This is a genomic window from Amycolatopsis plumensis, assembly GCF_042652605.1.
GTDB classification, from domain to species: domain Bacteria; phylum Actinomycetota; class Actinomycetes; order Mycobacteriales; family Pseudonocardiaceae; genus Amycolatopsis; species Amycolatopsis plumensis.
In genome coordinates this window covers 2,389,123-2,407,497 of the sequence record NZ_JBHSJY010000001.1, presented here as the reverse complement: position 1 = coordinate 2,407,497, position 18,375 = coordinate 2,389,123, and the positions used below count along the sequence as shown (strand labels likewise).

General features: G+C 71.3%; 12 protein-coding genes and 1 pseudogene. 11 read left to right on the top strand and 2 right to left on the bottom strand.

Annotation, left to right across the window (positions count from 1 at the left end; genetic code table 11):
• Nucleotides 1-56: 56 nt before the first annotated feature.
• A pseudogene (locus ACFPLC_RS11405) lies at nt 57-2,542 on the bottom strand (DEAD/DEAH box helicase).
• A gap of 350 nt (nt 2,543-2,892) precedes the next feature.
• Between ACFPLC_RS11405 and ACFPLC_RS11400 the strand changes: the two are divergent.
• From ACFPLC_RS11400 to ACFPLC_RS11390, 3 genes are all read left to right on the top strand, one after another.
• Nucleotides 2,893-5,190: a sodium-translocating pyrophosphatase gene (locus tag ACFPLC_RS11400; RefSeq protein WP_378200474.1), complete on the top strand. Its 2,298-nt coding sequence runs from the start codon at nt 2,893-2,895 to the stop codon at nt 5,188-5,190.
• Nucleotides 5,191-5,344: 154 nt separating this feature from the next.
• A complete protein-coding gene (locus tag ACFPLC_RS11395; RefSeq protein WP_378200471.1) occupies nt 5,345-5,935 on the top strand; it encodes a hypothetical protein in 591 nt (196 codons plus the stop codon).
• Nucleotides 5,936-5,986: 51 nt separating this feature from the next.
• A complete protein-coding gene (locus tag ACFPLC_RS11390) occupies nt 5,987-6,631 on the top strand; it encodes a hypothetical protein (RefSeq protein WP_378200468.1) in 645 nt (214 codons plus the stop codon).
• 18 nt (nt 6,632-6,649) lie between these two features.
• Here ACFPLC_RS11390 and ACFPLC_RS11385 read toward each other — a convergent pair whose 3' ends face one another.
• Nucleotides 6,650-7,456 (bottom strand): S1 family peptidase, encoded by an 807-nt coding sequence (locus ACFPLC_RS11385; protein ID WP_378200465.1) that lies wholly within the window; start codon nt 7,454-7,456, stop codon nt 6,650-6,652.
• 296 nt (nt 7,457-7,752) lie between these two features.
• Here ACFPLC_RS11385 and topA point away from each other — a divergent pair, with 296 nt between their 5' ends.
• The 8 genes from topA (at nt 7,753) to ACFPLC_RS11345 (ending at nt 18,315) form a co-directional block, all read left to right on the top strand.
• Nucleotides 7,753-10,626: a type I DNA topoisomerase gene (topA, locus tag ACFPLC_RS11380; RefSeq protein ID WP_378200462.1), complete on the top strand. Its 2,874-nt coding sequence runs from the start codon at nt 7,753-7,755 to the stop codon at nt 10,624-10,626.
• 118 nt (nt 10,627-10,744) lie between these two features.
• On the top strand, nt 10,745-11,353 hold the full coding sequence (locus ACFPLC_RS11375; RefSeq protein ID WP_378235804.1) for a hypothetical protein: 609 nt from the start codon (nt 10,745-10,747) through the stop codon (nt 11,351-11,353).
• Between the two features lie 74 nt (nt 11,354-11,427).
• Nucleotides 11,428-12,219, top strand: a complete 792-nt coding sequence (locus ACFPLC_RS11370; RefSeq protein ID WP_378200458.1) for an ESX secretion-associated protein EspG — start codon at nt 11,428-11,430, stop codon at nt 12,217-12,219.
• Nucleotides 12,212-12,715 carry a hypothetical protein gene (locus ACFPLC_RS11365; RefSeq protein ID WP_378235803.1) on the top strand — a complete coding sequence of 168 codons (504 nt, stop codon included), beginning with the start codon at nt 12,212-12,214 and terminating at the stop codon, nt 12,713-12,715. Before ACFPLC_RS11370 ends, ACFPLC_RS11365 begins: the two co-directional genes overlap by 8 nt.
• Entirely contained in the window at nt 12,708-13,496 is a 789-nt protein-coding gene (locus ACFPLC_RS11360; RefSeq protein WP_378200455.1) for a hypothetical protein, read from the top strand. The genes ACFPLC_RS11365 and ACFPLC_RS11360 overlap by 8 nt, the downstream gene beginning before the upstream one ends.
• Before the next feature lie 779 nt (nt 13,497-14,275).
• Complete coding sequence (locus ACFPLC_RS11355) at nt 14,276-14,875, top strand: hypothetical protein (protein ID WP_378200452.1); 600 nt, start codon at nt 14,276-14,278, stop codon at nt 14,873-14,875.
• Nucleotides 14,876-15,001: 126 nt separating this feature from the next.
• Entirely contained in the window at nt 15,002-17,113 is a 2,112-nt protein-coding gene (locus ACFPLC_RS11350; RefSeq protein ID WP_378200449.1) for a bifunctional MFS transporter/dTMP kinase, read from the top strand.
• Nucleotides 17,110-18,315 (top strand): DNA polymerase III subunit delta', encoded by a 1,206-nt coding sequence (locus tag ACFPLC_RS11345; protein WP_378200446.1) that lies wholly within the window; start codon nt 17,110-17,112, stop codon nt 18,313-18,315. The genes ACFPLC_RS11350 and ACFPLC_RS11345 overlap by 4 nt, the downstream gene beginning before the upstream one ends.
• The last annotated feature ends 60 nt before the right edge of the window (nt 18,316-18,375 follow it).

Genomic DNA, 18,375 nt, shown 5'->3' with positions numbered 1-18,375 from the left:
CCGAGCCCGGCCGAGGCGGAGCAGGACACAACTCCATGAACCACCAAGTGGCCGTTCTAGGTGCCGTGTTGACGCAACGCCCCGAGCACGGTTCCCAGCACAGCCACTGCCCCCGCCTTGTCCAGCGGCTCGTTGCCGTTCCCGCACTTCGGCGACTGGACGCAGGACGGGCACCCCGTCGGGCACTCGCAGGAGACGATCGCCTCCCGCGTTGCGGCCAGCCACGGGACAATCGCGGCATAACCGCGTTCGGCAAATCCCGCACCCCGGGATGCCCGTCATGCACGAACACCGTCGCCTCCCCGGTGTCTTCGTGCCACGCGGTACTCACCCCGCCGATGTCCCACCGGTCGCACGTAGCGAACAGCGGTAGCAGGCCGATCGCCGCGTGCTCGGCGGCATGCAGGGCACCGGGGACCCGTGCCGGAACCAATCCGGCACCCCCCGGTGTCCTGCCACCCTCGCGAACGGGCCCCCGACCGTCCGCCTGGGTCTCCTCCCCGGTCCCCACCGGCCCCGCAGATTCGGTCCCCACCCGATGGCCCCCGGTCCCCACCTCGCCATCGGAACCATCCGAGCCATCGGAACCGAGCAGCTCCGCAGAGACCGTGTACCAGACCGCCCGCGTACGCAGGCTCTGCTCCGGCAGGTCGAGCGGCGTGTGGTCGATGACCTCCCCGGACGGCCGCCGTCGCAGGTAGCCGACCACCTGCGACGTCACGGCCACCTCGCCGAGGCAGACGCTCACCCCGCCGTAGTCCTGCTTCTCCTGGGTGCTCAGCACCGAGATGTCCACGACTTCGCGCGGGGTCGTCGTCCAGTCCGGGTTTTCCGCGTGCACCAGCGCCAGCCCGGTTTCCAGATCCAGCTCGTCGACGACGTACGACGCCCCCTGGTGCAGATAAACCGCGCCGGGGTGCACGGCGAAGCAGGCCGAACCCGGGTCGACCGTGCCGAGCATCCGGCCGGAATCCGACTCGACCACCGCGATCTGCTCCCCGCCCGTGCCGCGAATGCCCACTTCGGCGTGCGGCCGGTCCCGCGAAGTCCAGTACCAGCCACTCGACCGGCGCCGCACCAGCTTCTGCTCCGCCAGCTCGGCCAGCACCTCCTGGGCCGCCGCGCCGCCGAACACCTCCAGCTCGGGCAGCGTCAACGGCAACTCGGCCAGGGCGCACGCGAGCTGCGGCGCCAGCACGTACGGGTTCGCCGGGTCGAGCACCGCCGTCTCCACCGGCCGGGAAAGCAGCGCCGCGGGGTGGTGCACCAGGTAGGTGTCGAGCGGGTCGTCCCGCGCGACGAACACCACCAGCGCCGAATCGCCGGACCGGCCCGCCCGGCCGGCCTGCTGCCAGAACGACGCGAGCGTGCCCGGGTAGCCCGCCAGCACCACCGCGTCCAGGCCCGCGATGTCGACACCGAGCTCCAGGGCGTTCGTCGTCGCGACCCCCAGCAGCCGACCCGACAACAGCGCCCCCTCCAACGCGCGACGCTCCTCCGGCAGGTAGCCGGACCTATACGCCGCAACGGTCTCCACCAACGAAGGGTCCACTTCGGACAGAATCCGCCGCGCGCCCAGCGCCGCCAGCTCCGCACCCCGCCGCGACCGGATGAAGGCCAGCGACCGCGCGCCCTCCAGCACCAGGTCGGCGAGGATCCGCGACGTCTCCGCCCCGGCCGAACGCCGGACCGGCGCGCCGTTCTCCCCGGTCAGCTCGTCCAGCAGCGGCGGCTCCCACAACGCGACCGTCCGGGCCCCCCGCGGCGACGCGTCTTCCGTCACGGCGACACACGACACCCCCGTCAATCGCGAAGCGAACGAAGCGGGCGAAGCCGTCGTCGCCGAAGCAAGCACGAAGACCGGCGAAGCGCCGTAGTGCTCCGCCACCCGCCGAAGGCGGCGAAGCAGCAGCGCGACATGCGAGCCGAAGACGCCGCGATAGCTGTGGCACTCGTCGACGACCACGCAGCTGAGCCGCCGGAAGAACGTGGCCCACCGGCCGTGCGCCGAGAGGATCCCGCGGTGCAGCATGTCCGGGTTGGTGAACACCCAGTTCGCGTGGGCGCGGACCCAGTCGCGCTCGGCCATCGGCGTGTCCCCGTCGAACGACGCCGCCCGCACCCCCGGCACGTCCAAAGAGGACACCGAACGCAGCTGGTCCGCCCCCAGCGCCTTCGTCGGCGACAGGTACAGCGCTGTGACAGCCGGGGCTGCGCCCCGGGCCGGGGGCTCCGCCACCCGGCCCCCCCGAACTGACGCTTTCGCCTTCTCGCCCGCGGCCAGCCGCGACAGCACCGGCAGCTGGTAGGCGAGCGACTTGCCCGAGGCCGTCCCGGTCGAAATCACGACGTGCCGGCCCTCGTACGCGTGCGACGCGGCCTCCGTCTGGTGCGCCCAGGGAGCGGAGACACCGCAGTCACGCAGCGCAGCGACAACCGCCGGATCCGCCCATGACGGCCACTCTGCGTAGCGCGCGGCGCGGCCCGGCAGGTCCGCGACGTGCGTGACCGGGTGCTCCCGCGCGGGGATGCCGGCGGTCACCCGCCTCAGCAGCCGCTGCCCACGTGATTCGTCCACCCGCCGAGCTTGGCACAGGGGTCCGACAGTTCCGCCCGTCCCCAGCTGCGCCAACGGATCGGCGAAAGGGTGATCGATCAAGTGAGGAGGCTCACAAGGTAACGGAATGTACCGTCCCCGGGACGGCGTGAAGACGCTGGTTGCGATACCAATACACTCCCGCAATCCACACCCTCTGTGGTGAGCGTCATGTGAGACGTGCATTGCTGCGCGGCTAGCGTGTCGCTCGATACAGGGTCCATGCCAGCGCCGGCCGTGTCGAACCCCTCGGCTTGCCGTCGACGCTGGCGCACGCGACGTCTCCTGGAGGACGAATGTCACGGCAGTTCCTCGCGGAGGGCGGAAACCTTCCGTTCTCCGGAGGTGACTACACGATTGTCGGTGTAGTCGCCGTGGTCGCGCTTGCCGCACTCGTCATCGGCTACGTCTTGCTCAAGGAGGTGCTGGCCGCAGGCCAGGGCACCGCCAAGATGCAGGACATCGCCAAGGCGGTGCAGGAAGGTGCGGCCGCGTACCTCAAGCGGCAGCGGAACACCCTCGCCATCTTCGGCGTGGTCGTGTTCCTCCTGCTCTTCATCCTTCCCGCGGACGACTGGAAGGAGAAGATCGGCCGTTCGATCTTCTTCCTGGTCGGCGCGGGTTTCTCGTTCGCGATCGGCTACCTCGGCATGTGGCTGGCGACGCAGGCGAACCTGCGCGTCGCGGCCGCGTCACGGGAGGAAGGCGGCCGCGAGAAGGCGATGCGCGTCGCGTTCCGCACCGGTGGCGTGGTCGGCATGATCACCGTCGGCCTCGGCCTGTTCGGCGCCGCGCTCGTCGTGCTGGTCTACACCGGCCAGGCGCCCAAGGTGCTCGAGGGCTTCGGCTTCGGCGCCGCCCTGATCGCGATGTTCATGCGTGTCGGCGGCGGTATCTTCACCAAGGCCGCCGACGTCGGCGCGGACCTGGTCGGCAAGGTCGAGCAGGGCATCCCGGAGGACGACCCCCGCAACGCCGCGACCATCGCGGACAACGTGGGCGACAACGTCGGTGACTGCGCCGGCATGGCCGCGGACCTCTTCGAGTCCTACGCCGTCATGCTGGTCGCCGCGCTGATCCTGGGCAGCACCGCCTTCGGCGTGCACGGCCTGCTTTTCCCGCTGATCGTGCCGGCCATCGGCGTGATCACCGCCGTCATCGGCGTCTACATCACCAAGGCGCGCGCCGGCGAGGGCGGTCTGGTCACGATCAACCGCTCCTTCTACATCTCCGCGGTGATTTCCGCGGTGCTGTCGGCGATCGCGGCGTTCGTCTACCTGCCGAGCAGCTTCTCCGACTTCGGCGGGGACTTCGCCAAGAACTCGGGCAACCCGGCGGTCATCGCGACCGTCGCGGTGATCATCGGCATCGTGCTCGCGGCGATCATCCTGAAGCTGACCGGGTACTACACCGGCACCGAGTACAAGCCGGTCAAGGACGTCGGCAAGACGTCGGAGACGGGCCCGGCGACGGTCATCCTGTCCGGTATCTCGGTCGGTTTCGAGTCCGCTGTGTACACCGCCCTTGTGATCGGCGCCGCCGTGTTCGGCGCCTACCTGCTGGGCGGCGGCGTCGCGCTGTTCGCCGTGGCGCTGGCCGGCACCGGCCTGCTGACCACGGTCGGCGTCATCGTCGCGATGGACACCTTCGGCCCGGTCTCGGACAACGCGCAGGGCATCGCCGAGATGTCCGGTGACGTCGACGAGAAGGCGGCGCAGATCCTGACCGAGCTCGACGCGGTCGGCAACACCACCAAGGCCATCACCAAGGGCATCGCGATCGCCACCGCGGTCCTCGCGGCGACGGCGCTGTTCGGTTCCTACTCGGACGCGATCACCAAGGCGCTGTCCGGCATGGGCACCGGAGTGGTCACCGGTCTCGACGCGGCCAAGTCGTTCATCAACGAGGTCGTCAGCCCGAACACGCTCGTCGGCGTGATCATCGGTGCGGCCGTGGTGTTCCTCTTCTCCGGTCTCGCGGTGAACGCGGTTTCGCGTGCCGCCGGCGCGGTCGTCTTCGAGGTGCGCCGCCAGTTCCGCGACATCCCGGGGATCATGGAGGGCACCACCCGCCCCGAGTACGGCAAGGTCGTCGACATCGTCACGCGCGACTCGCTGCGCGAGCTGACGACGCCGGGTCTGCTGGCGGTCTTCGCCCCGATCGCGGTCGGTTTCGGCCTCGGCACCGGCGCGCTCGCCGGCTACCTGGCCGGCGCGATCGCCTGCGGCACCCTGATGGCGATCTTCCTCGCCAACTCCGGTGGCGCGTGGGACAACGCGAAGAAGCTGGTCGAAGACGGCAACCACGGCGGCAAGGGCTCGCCGGGACACGAGGCCACCATCATCGGTGACACCGTGGGCGACCCGTTCAAGGACACCGCCGGCCCGGCGATCAACCCGCTGATCAAGGTCATGAACCTGGTCTCCGTGCTGATCGCGCCGGCCGTCGTGCAGTTCTCGATCGGTCCCGACGAGAACGCGGCCGTCCGCATCATCATCTCGCTCGTCGCGGTCGCGGTGATCGTGGCGGCGATCGTGGTCTCGAAGCGGCGGGGGACGGTCATTTCCGACACCCCGGCCGAAATCAAGGCCTGAGTTCCAGGTGACCCCGGGCCCGGTGCGCGACAACGCGTGCCGGGCCCGGGGCGTGCCCGGGCAGGCCGTCCCAGAAAGGCCCGGCGACTTGCGAAGCACCACCGAGTCGGTACCGTCGGGCTTGCCGGGACGCCGTCGGGCAGGAGGTACGCGAGTGCGGCAGCGGTCGACCGTTTTCGCCGCTCTCATCACGACGATCGCCATCGGTCTCACCGGGTGCGGGCAGCCGGTCGCCGAGCAGACCCCGCCGCGCGACCGCGACCTGCCGGCGTCGACCGTCGTTCCCCCGGCCGATCCCGCGGTGAGCTGGGCGGCCGGTTACTGCGACGCGGTGACGCACCTGGTCCGTGCGCTCGCGGCGCTCCCCGCCGTCGATCCCAGCACGCCGCAGAAGGCGTCCCGGACCTCCAGTGACCTCCTTTCTTCAGTGGTCGGCGGGCTCGACGAAAGCCTGGCCGGGCTGAACGCGCTCGGCGCGCCGCCGTCGCCCTCGGCCGACACCGGCCGCAAGGACGTCATCGCGCAGTTCGCCGGGATCCGGGCGGAGGCCGAGAACGCGCGCCGGCGCATCGAGGCGGCCCGCGGGAACGCGGCGGCGACGAAGGACGCCCTCGGCCAGGCCAGGGCGACGCTCGACCGCATCGACGCGCTCGACTACCTGAAGGGCCTCAAGGACGTCCCGGCCTTGGCGGCGGCGGAACAGCGTGCTCCGGCCTGCCGCCGGCTGGATCAGCCTGCCGGCTGAAGATCCCCGCGAGACCTGCCGTGAATCGAACTTGTGTTCTAGTATGGCGCGGTGGATCGGACGATCTCGCTCTTCTCCGCCGAGGCCAGCGGCCCGGGCCTGGGCGACCTGGCCGGCCTGTTGTGCTGCCACGGCCAGATCACCGGCTTCGGGCGCACCGCCGCCCGGCTGTCGGTGGTCGTCGAGGAGCCGTGGCGGGCGCACATCCTGGCGCGCGAGTTCCGCTGCCGCGGTGCGGACGCCCAGGTGTCGAAGGCCGACTGCGGCCGTCCGCAGGTGCGCACGTCGTTCCGGGTCGACCTGCTGCCGCTGGCGGTGCGGTGGCTGCGCGCGGGCTGCGCGGGCCCGGTCGAGGACGACTCGGGCAAGGCCGTGCCGGAGGGCTTCCGGCTGAGCGGCGCGATGCTGCGGATGTGGGCGCTGGCCGGCGGCCGCCCCGGCACGCAGGGTTACCTGCTGGGCGTCGATCCGCTCGCGCCGGGCATGCACGAGCGGCTGGTCGAAGCGCTGACGCCGTTGGGTGTCGCGGCGAAGCTGACCGGTCCGAAGGCCGAGGTCCCGGCCGTCAAGGTCACCGGAAAACGCCGGTTGGAGGCACTGCTGGAGCTGATCGGGGAGCCGCCGCCGGGTGCCGAAGCGGCGTGGCCCGGCGCGGAACCGCAACCGCACCCGGAGGCCGCGACGAGCACGGCCTGACCGGGTGCGGCGGGTGCGTCAGGGCCTGGGCAGCGCGCAGCCGGCCTGCGTGAGCGCGATTTCGTTGGCCGGGGTCAGGCACGCGGGAATGCCGTAGGTCTCCTGGCCGTAGTTCGTCTTGTAGTGCACGGTGACGTTGCCGGCCTGGTCGACCTCGCACGGGTTGTTGTCCGTGCAGCGCTCGCCGTCCTCGTTGCCGGTGTTGTTCACGCCGACGACCTTGCCGCCGGAAATGATCGGCGAACCGGAGGTGCCGCCGATGGTCTGGCAGGCGGACGTGTAGCGGATCGAGTCCTTCCAGGTCCAGCTGCCCTCCTTCAACCGGTAGACGAACCCGTCGATGTTGCAGGAGTAGATGCGCTTCCAGTAACCGGAAACCACGTCGATCGCGGCACCGGCCGACGGGTGGGCGTTCGACAGTTCCAACGGCGAGATCCCGTAGCTCGCCTTGATCTGCGCGTAGGTGGTGGTGAGCTGGTAGAGCGAAACGTCGGTGTCGGTCATCGTGCCGTAGACGATCTTCTGGGCCCGGAGTGTGGCCTTGTTGCTGCCGCTGGCGGTGAGCAGCGTGAACGTCCGGCTGGAGGCGCGGTTGGTGATCACCTGGCCCGGCGCGGGGAAACCGGTTTCGAGGCAGTGCCCGTTGGACATGACGAGCGCGGGCGCGGTGTCGGGTGTCGCGGCCGGCTTGACCACCGAGCCCGAGCAGTTGGACAGGGCCACGGTGCCGGCGAAGTTCGCGGCGGCCGCGTTCGCCGGAGTGGCCCCCAGCAATACTGTGGCGGTCGCGGCGGTGAACAGGGCGCCGAGCAGGCGTCGGGTCATGGCGGGTCCTTTCGGATGGACGGGGAAACCAGTGAAGCGGTGACATCCCCGCGCCCACCACCGTCGAACGGAGGGTATCCGGACGGTCACGCGCTAGGCTGCGCGAGACGTGGCCGAAATCACGTGGCAGGTACCTTGGGGAAACATCGTCGAGGTCAGCGGCGATGCGCTGGGCACAGGACCGGCGGCGTGTTGGGCCACCTCCGCGCCGTCCGGCCGGGAACAGCGTGCACACTGGCAGGTCGAGACACGGGCCCCGGCAGGGACGTGGTGCAGTCCCGCGGCGGCGGGACGAGATGAGCGGAGAGCAGGACAGCGTGGCAGGAGCACGGACCAAGAAGAACGGAGCCGCGGCGGGCAACGGCGCCGGGCACCGGCGGCTGGTCATCGTCGAGTCGCCGACGAAGGCCCGCAAGATCGCCCCCTACCTGGGCGGCGGTTATGTCGTCGAATCCTCCGTCGGGCACATCCGCGACCTGCCGCGTGGTGCCGCCGACGTGCCCGCCCAGTACAAGGGCGAGTCCTGGGCGCGCCTCGGCGTCGACGTCGACAACGGCTTCAAAGCCCTCTACGTGGTCACCCCGGACAAGAAGTCCAAGGTCACCGAGCTCAAGGGCCTGCTGAAGGACGTCGACGAGCTCTACCTCGCCACGGACCCCGACCGCGAGGGCGAGGCCATCGCGTGGCATCTCCTCGAGACGCTCAAGCCCAAGGTCCCGGTCCGCCGGATGGTCTTCCACGAGGTCACCGAGCAGGCCATCCGCGCGGCCGCCGACTCGACCCGTGAGCTCGACGCCGACCTCGTCGACGCCCAGGAGACCCGCCGCATCCTCGACCGCCTCTACGGCTACGAGGTCTCGCCGGTGCTGTGGAAGAAGGTCATGCCGAAACTTTCGGCGGGCCGCGTGCAGTCGGTGGCGACCCGGATCGTGGTCGAGCGCGAACGCGAGCGGATGCGCTTCACCTCGGCGTCCTACTGGGACATCTCGGCGACCATGGACGCCGGTGAAGAGGCCTCGCCGCGGAACTTCCCGGCGCGCCTGGTCGCCGTCGACGGCGCGCGCCTGGCCACCGGCCGCGACTTCGGTTCGGACGGGCAGCTCAAGGCGTCGAACACCGAGATCCGCGTGCTGGCCGAGGCTGACGCGCGGCGCCTGGCCGACGCGCTGAAGCAGCGTGACTTCAAGGTCGCGAGCGTCGAGGAGAAGCCGTACACGCGCAAGCCGTACGCGCCCTTCATGACGTCGACGCTGCAGCAGGAGGCGGGCCGCAAGATGCGGTTCACCTCCGAGCGCACCATGCGGATCGCGCAGAAGCTGTACGAGAACGGCTACATCACTTATATGCGTACCGACTCCACGACGCTGTCGGAGTCGGCGATCTCGGCCGCGCGCAGCCAGGCCACGCAGCTGTACGGCAAGGAGTACGTCTCGCCGACGCCGCGCCAGTACACGCGCAAGGTGAAGAACGCGCAGGAGGCCCACGAGGCGATCCGGCCGTCGGGCGAGGTCTTCCGCACGCCCGGCCAGGTCGCGGGCGAGCTGGACACCGACGAGTTCCGGCTCTACGAGATGATCTGGCAGCGCACGATCGCCTCGCAGATGGCGGACGCCAAGGGCACCACGATGTCCGTGCGGATCGTCGGCAACGCGTCTTCGGGCGAGGAGTGCACCTTCGCCGCTTCGGGCCGCACGATCACCTTCGCGGGCTTCCTGAAGGCGTACGTCGAAGCCGTCGACACCGAGACCGGTGGCGAGGCCGACGACAAGCAGAGCCGCCTGCCGGTGCTGGAGAAGGACCAGGCGCTCACCGCTTCCGAGCTGAACCCGGACGGCCACACGACGTCGCCGCCGGCGCGGTACTCGGAGCCGAGCCTGGTCAGCAAGCTGGAAGAGCTGGGCATCGGCCGCCCGTCGACGTACGCGTCGATCATCAAGACCATCCAGGACCGCGGGTACGTCTGGAAGAAGGGCTCCGCGCTCGTCCCGTCGTGGGTTGCGTTCGCCGTGATCGGCCTGATGGAACGGCACTTCGAGCGGCTGGTCGACTACGACTTCACCGCCGGCATGGAGGACGAGCTCGACCGCATCGCGGCCGGTGACGAGCAGCGCGCGCAGTGGCTGTCGAAGTTCTACTTCGGCGGCGACATGGGTGTCGACGGCTCGATCGGCCGCCTCGGCGGGCTGAAGAAGCTGGTCGAGGGCAGCGTCGAGGACATCGACGCGCGCGAGATCAACTCGATCCCGCTGTTCAGCGACGAGAACGGGCACACCGTCGTGGTCCGCGTCGGCCGCTACGGGCCGTACCTGGAGCGCGAGGTCGACGGGAATTCCCAGCGCGCGAACCTGCCGGAGGACCTGCCGCCGGACGAGCTCACGCAGGAGATCGCGGAGAAGCTGTTCGCGACCCCGCAGGAGGGCCGCACGCTGGGCACCGACCCGGTGAGCGGGCACGAGATCGTCGCGAAGGAAGGCCGCTTCGGGCCGTACGTGACCGAGGTGCTGCCGGAGATCGAGATCCCCGAGGACGCCACGGCCGCGCAGAAGAAGGCGCTGAAGGCGAAGGCGCCGAAGCCGCGGACGGGCTCGCTGTTCAAGTCGATGGACATCGAGACCATCACGCTGGACGACGCGCTGAAGCTGCTCTCGCTGCCGCGGGTGGTCGGCAAGGACCCGGAGTCCGGTGACGAGATCACCGCGCAGAACGGGCGCTACGGGCCGTACCTGAAGAAGGGCACGGACTCGCGGTCGCTCTCGACCGAGGACCAGCTTTTCTCGATCACCCTCGAAGAGGCGCTGAAGATCTACTCGGAGCCGAAGCAGCGTGGGCGGTCCGCCACGGCTAAGCCGCCGCTCAAGGAGCTCGGCGACGACCCGGTGTCGGGCAAGCCGATGGTGGTCAAGGACGGCCGGTTCGGCCCGTACGTGACCGACGGCGAGTACAACGCGACGCTGCGGAAGGGCGACGAAATCGAGTCGCTGACCGCGGAGCGGGCGGCCGAGCTGCTGGCGGAGAAGCGGGCCAAGGGGCCGGCGCCGAAGCGGAAGGCACCGGCGCGCAAGCCGGCGTCGACGACGGCGAAGACGGTCAAGGCAGGCACGACCAAGAAGGCCGCCGCCGCGAAGACGACCGCGGCCAAGCGCAGCTCGACGGCCACGAAGGCCAAGTAAGACCGCGTTTCGAAGGCCTCCCCGCCGACTGGTGGGGAGGCCTTCGGCGTCACACCTTCAGGTGACACCTCGAACGCATGTTCGGGAAATTGTCGGTGGCGCCGGGTTTCATGGACGCGTGACCACAACACCACGCACTGTGCACGCATTGACCACGAAGATCCTGAAGCCGGTCCGGGCGGCGGCCGCCGGCAGTTCCACCGCCATGGACATGATGGAGTCGTTGACCGGCTTCATCGGCACCGGCGGCGTCTGCGGCGTGGCCGTCGCGATGTCCGACGAGCCGTGGACCTCGGCGTTCTACGACGACCGGACCGAGTTCGGCGTCGCCGGCGACGGCTTGAGCCTGTCCGGGCCCTCGCCTGGCGGCGTCGCGGAGCTGCTTCGGCTGGCGTTGACGCGCCTGCCCCCGCTGCCGCCGGTGCCGGGCGAGGGGCTGTACCTCGACGCCGACGAGCGCGGCGTGCTCGAGCCGGAGCAGGAGTGTCTCGTCCTGGACCTGATGGACGACCTGCGGCGGACCCGGCGCGGAACCGTCCAGTTCGACATCGCCCGTGACGGCTCCCCGTCGCGCTGGGAGATGCTGGCCTTCGTCGACGACGACCGCGGACGGCACCTGGCGGCCCTGAGCAGACCGCGGGGCGGCCACCGCCGGCTCTGGTGGCTGCCCGGCACCGTGGAGCGGCTCGCGGAGTTCGTCGAAGGGCGGGTGCCGGACCATGGCTGACCGCTCGGCGCACGAGGTAACCCTCTCGAACACCTGTGCGAGAAATTGTCGGTGCCAGGGTGTTCAATCGAAGGGTGAGCAACGCAGTCGCCGTCTTCGACGTCATCGACGAGGTCATCGCCCCGCTGTCGGCCGAGGTGCCGGAGCGGCCCTCGGTGATGGAGTTCTACGACCCCGAGTTCGAGATCCCGCCGGTGCTGGCGGACACCGGCCCGCTGCCGGGCCGCCGGCCCTCGCCCGCGTCGAGCCTCGCGGACGAGGTGGAGCAGTACACGCGGTTCGTCGCCGGGATGGCCGCGATCGGCCTCGCGCCGGGTGGCGAGGTCACCGCGGAGGCCGTCGGGCTGTACCGCGCCCTGCGCGGCGGCTTCATCCGCGGCGTGGTCACCGGGGTCTTCCCGGCCCGGGCGAAGCCGTGGGAGGTCCGGTTCTTCGGCGACGAGGACTACACCACGGTCCTGCACAAGCTGGGCAACCGCGCGCGGCTGCGGTCGGGCTTCCTCAGCGAGCTGCCGGGCTGGGTGTTCGACGGGCTGCCCGACCGGCCACCGGGGCCGGGCGAGCACCTGTGCATCGAGACCGACGAGCGCGGGCTGATCCCGCGCCGGTGCGAGCGGGCGGTCGAGCTGATCCGGGAGTGCGCGGCCCGGCCGCGCCTGGGCACGGTGCTGGTCGACCTCGCGGTGCGCAACGCGATCCTGGCCGAGTACCCGCACGGCGCGTTCGGGCTGGTCGACAACGACCTCGGCCGGTACCAGTTCAGCGCCGCCGTGGCCCGGAACGGCAGCTGGACGGTCACCTGGGGCCCGGCCTCCCGCAGCACGGCCGAGCAGTGGATCGTCGAGGCGGTGCAGAGCCATGCCTGAGCAAGCTGCGGTGCACAAGACGGCTGGGGAGGGAGTGGACAGGGTGGTCGCGGCGGCCTCGAAGGACCTGACGGTGCGCGAGGCGATCCTCGCGGCCGCCGAGCTGAACAGCGGCGTCCCAGAGCCGCGTCCGTCAGCCGACACCGTCCCGGCCGGTTCGGCCGATCCGGTTGGCTCGGTCGGTCCAGGTCGCCCGGGTGGCTCGGCTGGCCCGGGCGGTCCGGCGGGAGCGGGTGTTTCGGCTGGTCCGGCTGGCTCGGTCGGTCGAGGCCGCTCGGGTGGCGCGGGCGGTCCGGCGGGCGCGGGTGCCCCAGCCAGCTCGGGTGGCTCGGCTGGCGCAGGCGGTCCGGCCAGCTCGGGTGGCTCGCGCGGCTCGGCTGGCCCGAGCGGTCCGGCGGGCGCGGGAGTCCCGGCTGGCTCGAGCCGGCCGGCTGGTTCGGCTGGCTCGGGTGCCGAGACCCGCCTCGGTTCAGGCGAGAGGCGGCGGCATGGCTGAGCGCACGGCGGCCCGCGAGCTGCTCGAGCTGGCCGCGGGCCCGGTGCTGGCGGCGATGCCGGACCGCGAGCCGGTCGACAGGCTGTACAACCCGGACGTCAGCGACCACGACATCCTGGTCCACGGCCCGGTGTCCGACGACCCGGCGGACCTGGTGGCCGAGGTCGAGCGGCACGTGGCGTGGGCCGCCTGGATCGACGGCACCCCGTTCGGCGAAAACGGCGAGCTGAACGAGATCGGCTTCGAGGTGGTCTCGCTGATGCTGCGCGGTTCGGTCCGCGCCGCACTGTGCGGCGTGTTCGACGAAGGCCCGGAGACGGCGGACATCCGCTGCTACGCCGACGGAGAGCGGGCGTTCATGATGGGCTCCCTCCCCGGCCGCACGGCGATCCACCTGGCCGACTTCGAGGAGCTGCCGGAGATGCTGGTGGCCGAGCTGCCGGAGGTCCCCTTCGGCGCCTCGGCAAGGGCGATCTGGGTCTCGGTCGACGACGACGGCCTGGTCCACGACGGCCAGGACGACGACGTCGGAGCAATGCGCGAGCTCCTGGCCCGCCCCAGGTCCGGCACGGCGGTCCTCGACATGCTGGCCTTCGGAGGCCTGTGCGCAGAGTTCCCGGACCACGGCTTCGTCCTGGTCGACACGGACCTGGGCCGCTTCGCCTTGGCGGCACTCGACCGCGGCGAGGGCCGCCGCCAGCTGGTCCTGAGCCCCTTCAGCCGCGGCATGCTCCACGACTGGTGCCGCAAGATGATCGACCTCGGACAGGAGATGCCTTGATCCAAAAGCGCTGGCGATAGGCCAGAAGGGGAGGCGGGGGGCGGGGGCAGGGGAGGAGAACGAGGACGATCGGCCCGGAGCCCGGAGCCCGGAGCCCGGAGCCCGGAGCCCGGAGCCCGGAGCCCGGAGCCCGGAGCCCGGAGCCCGGAGCCCGGAGCCCGGAGCCCGGAGCCCGGAGCCCGGAGCCCGGAGCCCGGAGCCCGGAGCCCTGAGCCCGGAGCCCGGAGCCCGGAGCCCGGAGCCCGGAGCCCGGAGCCCGGAGCCCGGAGCCCGGAGCCCTGAGCCCGGAGCCCGGAGCCCGGAGCCCGGAGCCCGGAGCGGGAGCCCGGCGCCCGCGGCGGGCGTTCCCGCCCGGCAGCCTCGGATCGCACCGGCGGGTTGCCTTGCCCTGCCCGAGCCGCCGGATGCCCGGGTCCCATCGAGCACAGCGACCCGCGGCCGCGCAACGCGAACCGTGCCGCCAGAACCGCGCCGCCAGAACCGCGCCCGCCCCCAACCCCAACCCACCCCATCCGTGCCCGAGCCCACCCCAAACTGGCCACCCCAAGGCCAGCCCCTGGCCACCCCACTCCCGACCTTGATGTGACCGGACTCACTACCATCTGTCACCAACGGCGGTCGACCCAGTGACCGTCTGACTGGACACTGCAGGAGGTTCGGGTGCGGGCTTGCGCTCCGTGACGGACCATCCACTGGAGACAGAGCCATTGGGCGGATGCGTTATCCGCCAGCGCCGCTACCCTGGAAAGGCGAGGACATTCAGTAGTGAGGTGGTCACCATGAGCGCGAACGGTGAGGCTCCCTTCTTCAATGCCCCCGAGCTCACTCAGCGCGACGGCACTCTGTCCGAAGCACCCGGCGAGATGTTCGCGGATCCGGTCTCCGGGCTGGTCACCGCGTCGCCCGAGCCACGCACCGCGGTTCCGAATGGCCAGGAGCCCATCGCCATCCCCGTGGCCGGGCCGGTCAAGCCCGACGAAGAAGCCGTGCGCCGGATGGTCGAGGAAACGCTCCGCGAGGAGAAAGCGAAGGCCCCCGAGGCCGTCCCGCCGGCCGGCACCCTGAACCAGGGCCAGCCGCTCGGCCTGCTCCCGCGGCAGCGGAACCGGCGGCGCACCTGGCCCACCCGGCCACCGCAGATCATGCGGCCCGTCCGGCAGGATCCGCTGGCCGAAGACGCCGGCGAGGACGTCGAGCTCGTGCCCGTCAAGCGGCGCAGGCTGCCGAAGATGCCGCCGATGTCGATGCCGGCGTTCAACCGGCCGTCGTCGAGTGCGGCGGGGGTCATGCTGGCCGTCGTCCTGCTGATCGTGTTCGGGTTCGTCGCCGTCGAGATGGTGTCGAGCCTGGTCAGCAGCGTGACGGGGCTCTTCGACTAGCGCCGTCGCCTGCCCCGCACCACGGGGCCGTCCCCCGCACCAGACGCCGATCGGGCTACCCTGGCTTCACGGTCGGGTCCCTCCCGGCACCGCGGTGACTAGTGGGGTGGGCGTATCAGCGAGGGCGTGCGATCGGTACCCGGGGCCGGCCCGGGTGCGTCGTCGGGCGCCGAGGCGTCCACGATCAACCGGGTCCGGCGGGTACTGGCGATCAAACCTTTCCGGCGCCTCTGGGGCGTCACGTACCTGTGCAGCGTGGCCGACTGGCTGAACATCCTGGCCCTCACCGGCCTGGCCACGAAGCTGACCGACAACTACTTCGCGCAGAACTTCGCCTTCGTCGGCGTCGTCCTGACCGGCCTGGCCCCGGGGCTGCTGTTCGCCCCGGTCGGCGGGCTGCTCGCGGACCGGTTCGACCGCCGCAAGGTCATGGTCGTCGCCGACCTGCTGCGGTGCGGGTTCCTGCTGTCCATCGCGATCGTCAGCGCGCCCTGGTGGCTGCTGGCCGGCAACTTCCTCGTCGGCTGCGCGTCGAGCATGTGGATCCCCTCGAAAGAGGCGGCGGTCCCGAACCTGCTCCGCCGCCCGGACCAGGTCGAGACGGCCAACCAGCTCGGCATGGTGATGACCTACGGCCTCGCCGTCATCACCGCGGCCGGCGCGAACGCCGTCATCACCGGCGTCAACACGACGTTCCACCTGTTCCCCGGCGATCCGAGCCTCAACATCGCGAAGCTGGTCGTCATCATCACCGGCCTGCTCTACCTGGCCAGCGCCATCCTCATCGCCACGCGGATCCCCGAACTCTCCCTGCGCAACGTCCACGCGACGCCGGAGCAGAAGGTCAAGCAGGCCGACGAAGAGAAGCTCGGCGTCGGCGCGATGATCGCCGACGGCTTCCGGTTCATCCGCAGCACGCCGCTCGTGCGCGGGCTACTGGTGGGCGCGTTCGGTGCGTTCGTCGCCGGTGGCGCCGTGATCGGCTCGGCCAAGCCGTACTCCTCGAGCCTGCTGGCCGGCGACTCCGCGTTCAGCCTGCTCGTCCTCGCCGTCTTCCTCGGCCTCGCCACCGGCATGGTCTTCGCGCCCAAGCTCGCCCGCCGGCTCCCGCACGACCGGCTGTTCGGCCTCTCGATCGTCGCCGCCGCGATCTCGCTCGGGTTCGTGGCGCTGTCCCCGCACCTGACCATCTCGCTGATCGCCGTGGTGCTGGTCGGCATCTGCGCCGGCACCGCGTTCCTCACCGGCGTGACGATCATCGGCTCGCGGGTCGAGGACGCCATCCGCGGCCGGATCAACGCGATCTACCAGCTGATGATGAAGCTGGTGCTGTTCGGCACCACGGTCACCGTGCCGCTGATCGTCGGCGCGGTGCACCGGCACACGATCACCGTCTGGGGCAACCCGCTCACCATCGACGGCACGCGCCCGGTGATGCTCGGCGGCGCCGCGATCGCGCTGGTCGCGGGCCTATTCGCGTACCGGCAGATGGACGACAAGCGCACCGAGCCGATTCTCGCCGACCTGCGCAACGCGCTGCGCCGCACGCCGCGGCGCGTCAACGGCTACCTCATCGCCGTCGAGGGCACCACCGCGATCAACACCGCCATCCAGGCCGTCAACCTCGCCGACTGGATGCGCGGCGGCACCCGGCCGGTCGTCGTCGCCGCGGATCCCGCGCTCGACGACCACAGGCTCGCCGCGCTCGTCTCCGGCGCCTCGCTCACCGGGGCGCGGGCCCAGGCGCTGGCCGCCGCCGCGGTGCGGGCGGACATCGTCGAGCGGCACGTCCAGCCGGCGCTGGACGCCGGTTCGGTGGTCGTGATGGAGCGGTTCGTCGACTCGCCGCTGGCGCACCTGTCCGCCGTCGCGGGGCTCGACAGCGACGAGCTCGAGGGCCTCGCCGACTGGGCGACCGGCCGCCTGCGCCCGGACCTGACGATCCTGCTGGACGCCGCTCCGAACGGGGCACCGCGCGACAAGTCGACCGCGATGAACGACCAGTGGCGCGTCCAGCACCTGCTCACCGAGATGGCCGCGGCGGACCCGGACCGGTACGTCGTGATCGACGCCGACGGCACGGACGCCGAGGTCGCCGAGCGCATCCGCACCGCGCTGCGCGCCGTGTTCGTCGGACGGCTGGCCGCGCTGGCCCCGACGACGGAGAAGCCCGTGACGCTCCCGCTGGAAACCCTGCCCGTCGAGACCCCGGAAGAGCCTCGCGTGGAGGCGAAGTGACGACGACCGAACGCATCGGCGTCTGGAACCAGCTGGTCGGTCAAGAGCCCGCAGTCGAGACGCTGAGCGCGGCCGCTGCGGCCGCCGCGAAGATCGTCGCCGGCGAGCCCGCGCCGCCCGGCGCGATGACGCACGCCTGGCTGCTCACCGGCCCGCCCGGCTCCGGCCGCTCGGTGGCCGCGCGGACGTTCGCCGCGGCCCTGCAGTGCAGCACCGGCACCGGCTGCGACGCCTGTCCCGGCTGCCACACGACGATGGCGGGCACGCACGCCGACGTCCGGCTCGTGGTCCCGGAAGGCCTGTCGATCTCCGTCGCCGAGATGCGCGCGCTGGTGCAGGCCGCCGCGCGGCGCCCGACGACCGGCAACTGGCAGGTCGTCATCATCGAAGACGCGGACAGGCTCACCGAAGGCGCCTCGAACGCCCTGCTGAAGGCCGTCGAGGAGCCGCCGGACCGCACGGTGTTCCTGCTCTGCGCGCCGTCGGACCACCCCGAAGACGTCTCGGTGACGATTCGCTCGCGCTGCCGCCTGGTGACGCTCCGGACGCCGCCACCGGAGGCGATCGCGGACGTGCTGATGCGCCGCGACGGCGTCGACGCCGAACGCGCGCAGTGGGCCGCTTCCGTGTGCGGCGGCCACGTCGGCCGCGCGCGCCGGCTGGCCACCGACGAGGCCGCGCGGCAGCGCCGCGCCACCGTGCTGCGCATCCCGCTCGGCCTGCGCCGCATGGGCGACGTCTTCACCTGCGCCGACCAGCTGATCAGCGCGGCCGAGGCCGACGCGGGCGAGGCGAGCAAGTCCCGCGACGAGGACGAACGCAACGAGCTGCGGACCGCGATGGGCGGCGACGGCGTCGGCAAGGGCGTCGCCGGAGCCAAGCGAGCGGCCGAAGCCGCGGTCAAGCAGCTGGAGAAGAAGCAGAAGTCCCGCGCGACCCGTACCCAGCGCGACACGCTCGACCTGGCGCTGGTCGACCTGGTCGGCTTCTACCGCGACGTCCTGGTGATGGGGACCCGCTCCGGCGCGACCCTCAACCACCCGGACCACATCGACCAGATCCGTGAAGCGGCGTCGTCGTGGACGCCGGAGTCGACGCTGCGGCGCCTCGAAGCGGTGCTGGAATGCCGCGAGGCGATCGAGCTGAACGTGAAGCCGCGCATCGCCGTCGAGGCGATGGTCACGACGCTCCGCCAAGGCTGAGCCGCTCAACGCAAAGGAACCCGCCAGGCGCACCTGGCGGGTTCCTTCACACCCCTCGAA

Coding starts and splice junctions, on each gene's coding strand:
- topA (WP_378200462.1), top strand. CDS start 7,753: ATGAGCGGAGAGCAGGACAGCGTGGCAGGAGCACGGACCAAGAAGAAC.
- ACFPLC_RS11355 (WP_378200452.1), top strand. CDS start 14,276: ATGAGCGCGAACGGTGAGGCTCCCTTCTTCAATGCCCCCGAGCTCACT.
- ACFPLC_RS11400 (WP_378200474.1), top strand. CDS start 2,893: ATGTCACGGCAGTTCCTCGCGGAGGGCGGAAACCTTCCGTTCTCCGGA.
- ACFPLC_RS11365 (WP_378235803.1), top strand. CDS start 12,212: ATGCCTGAGCAAGCTGCGGTGCACAAGACGGCTGGGGAGGGAGTGGAC.
- ACFPLC_RS11385 (WP_378200465.1), bottom strand. CDS start 7,456: ATGACCCGACGCCTGCTCGGCGCCCTGTTCACCGCCGCGACCGCCACA.
- ACFPLC_RS11360 (WP_378200455.1), top strand. CDS start 12,708: ATGGCTGAGCGCACGGCGGCCCGCGAGCTGCTCGAGCTGGCCGCGGGC.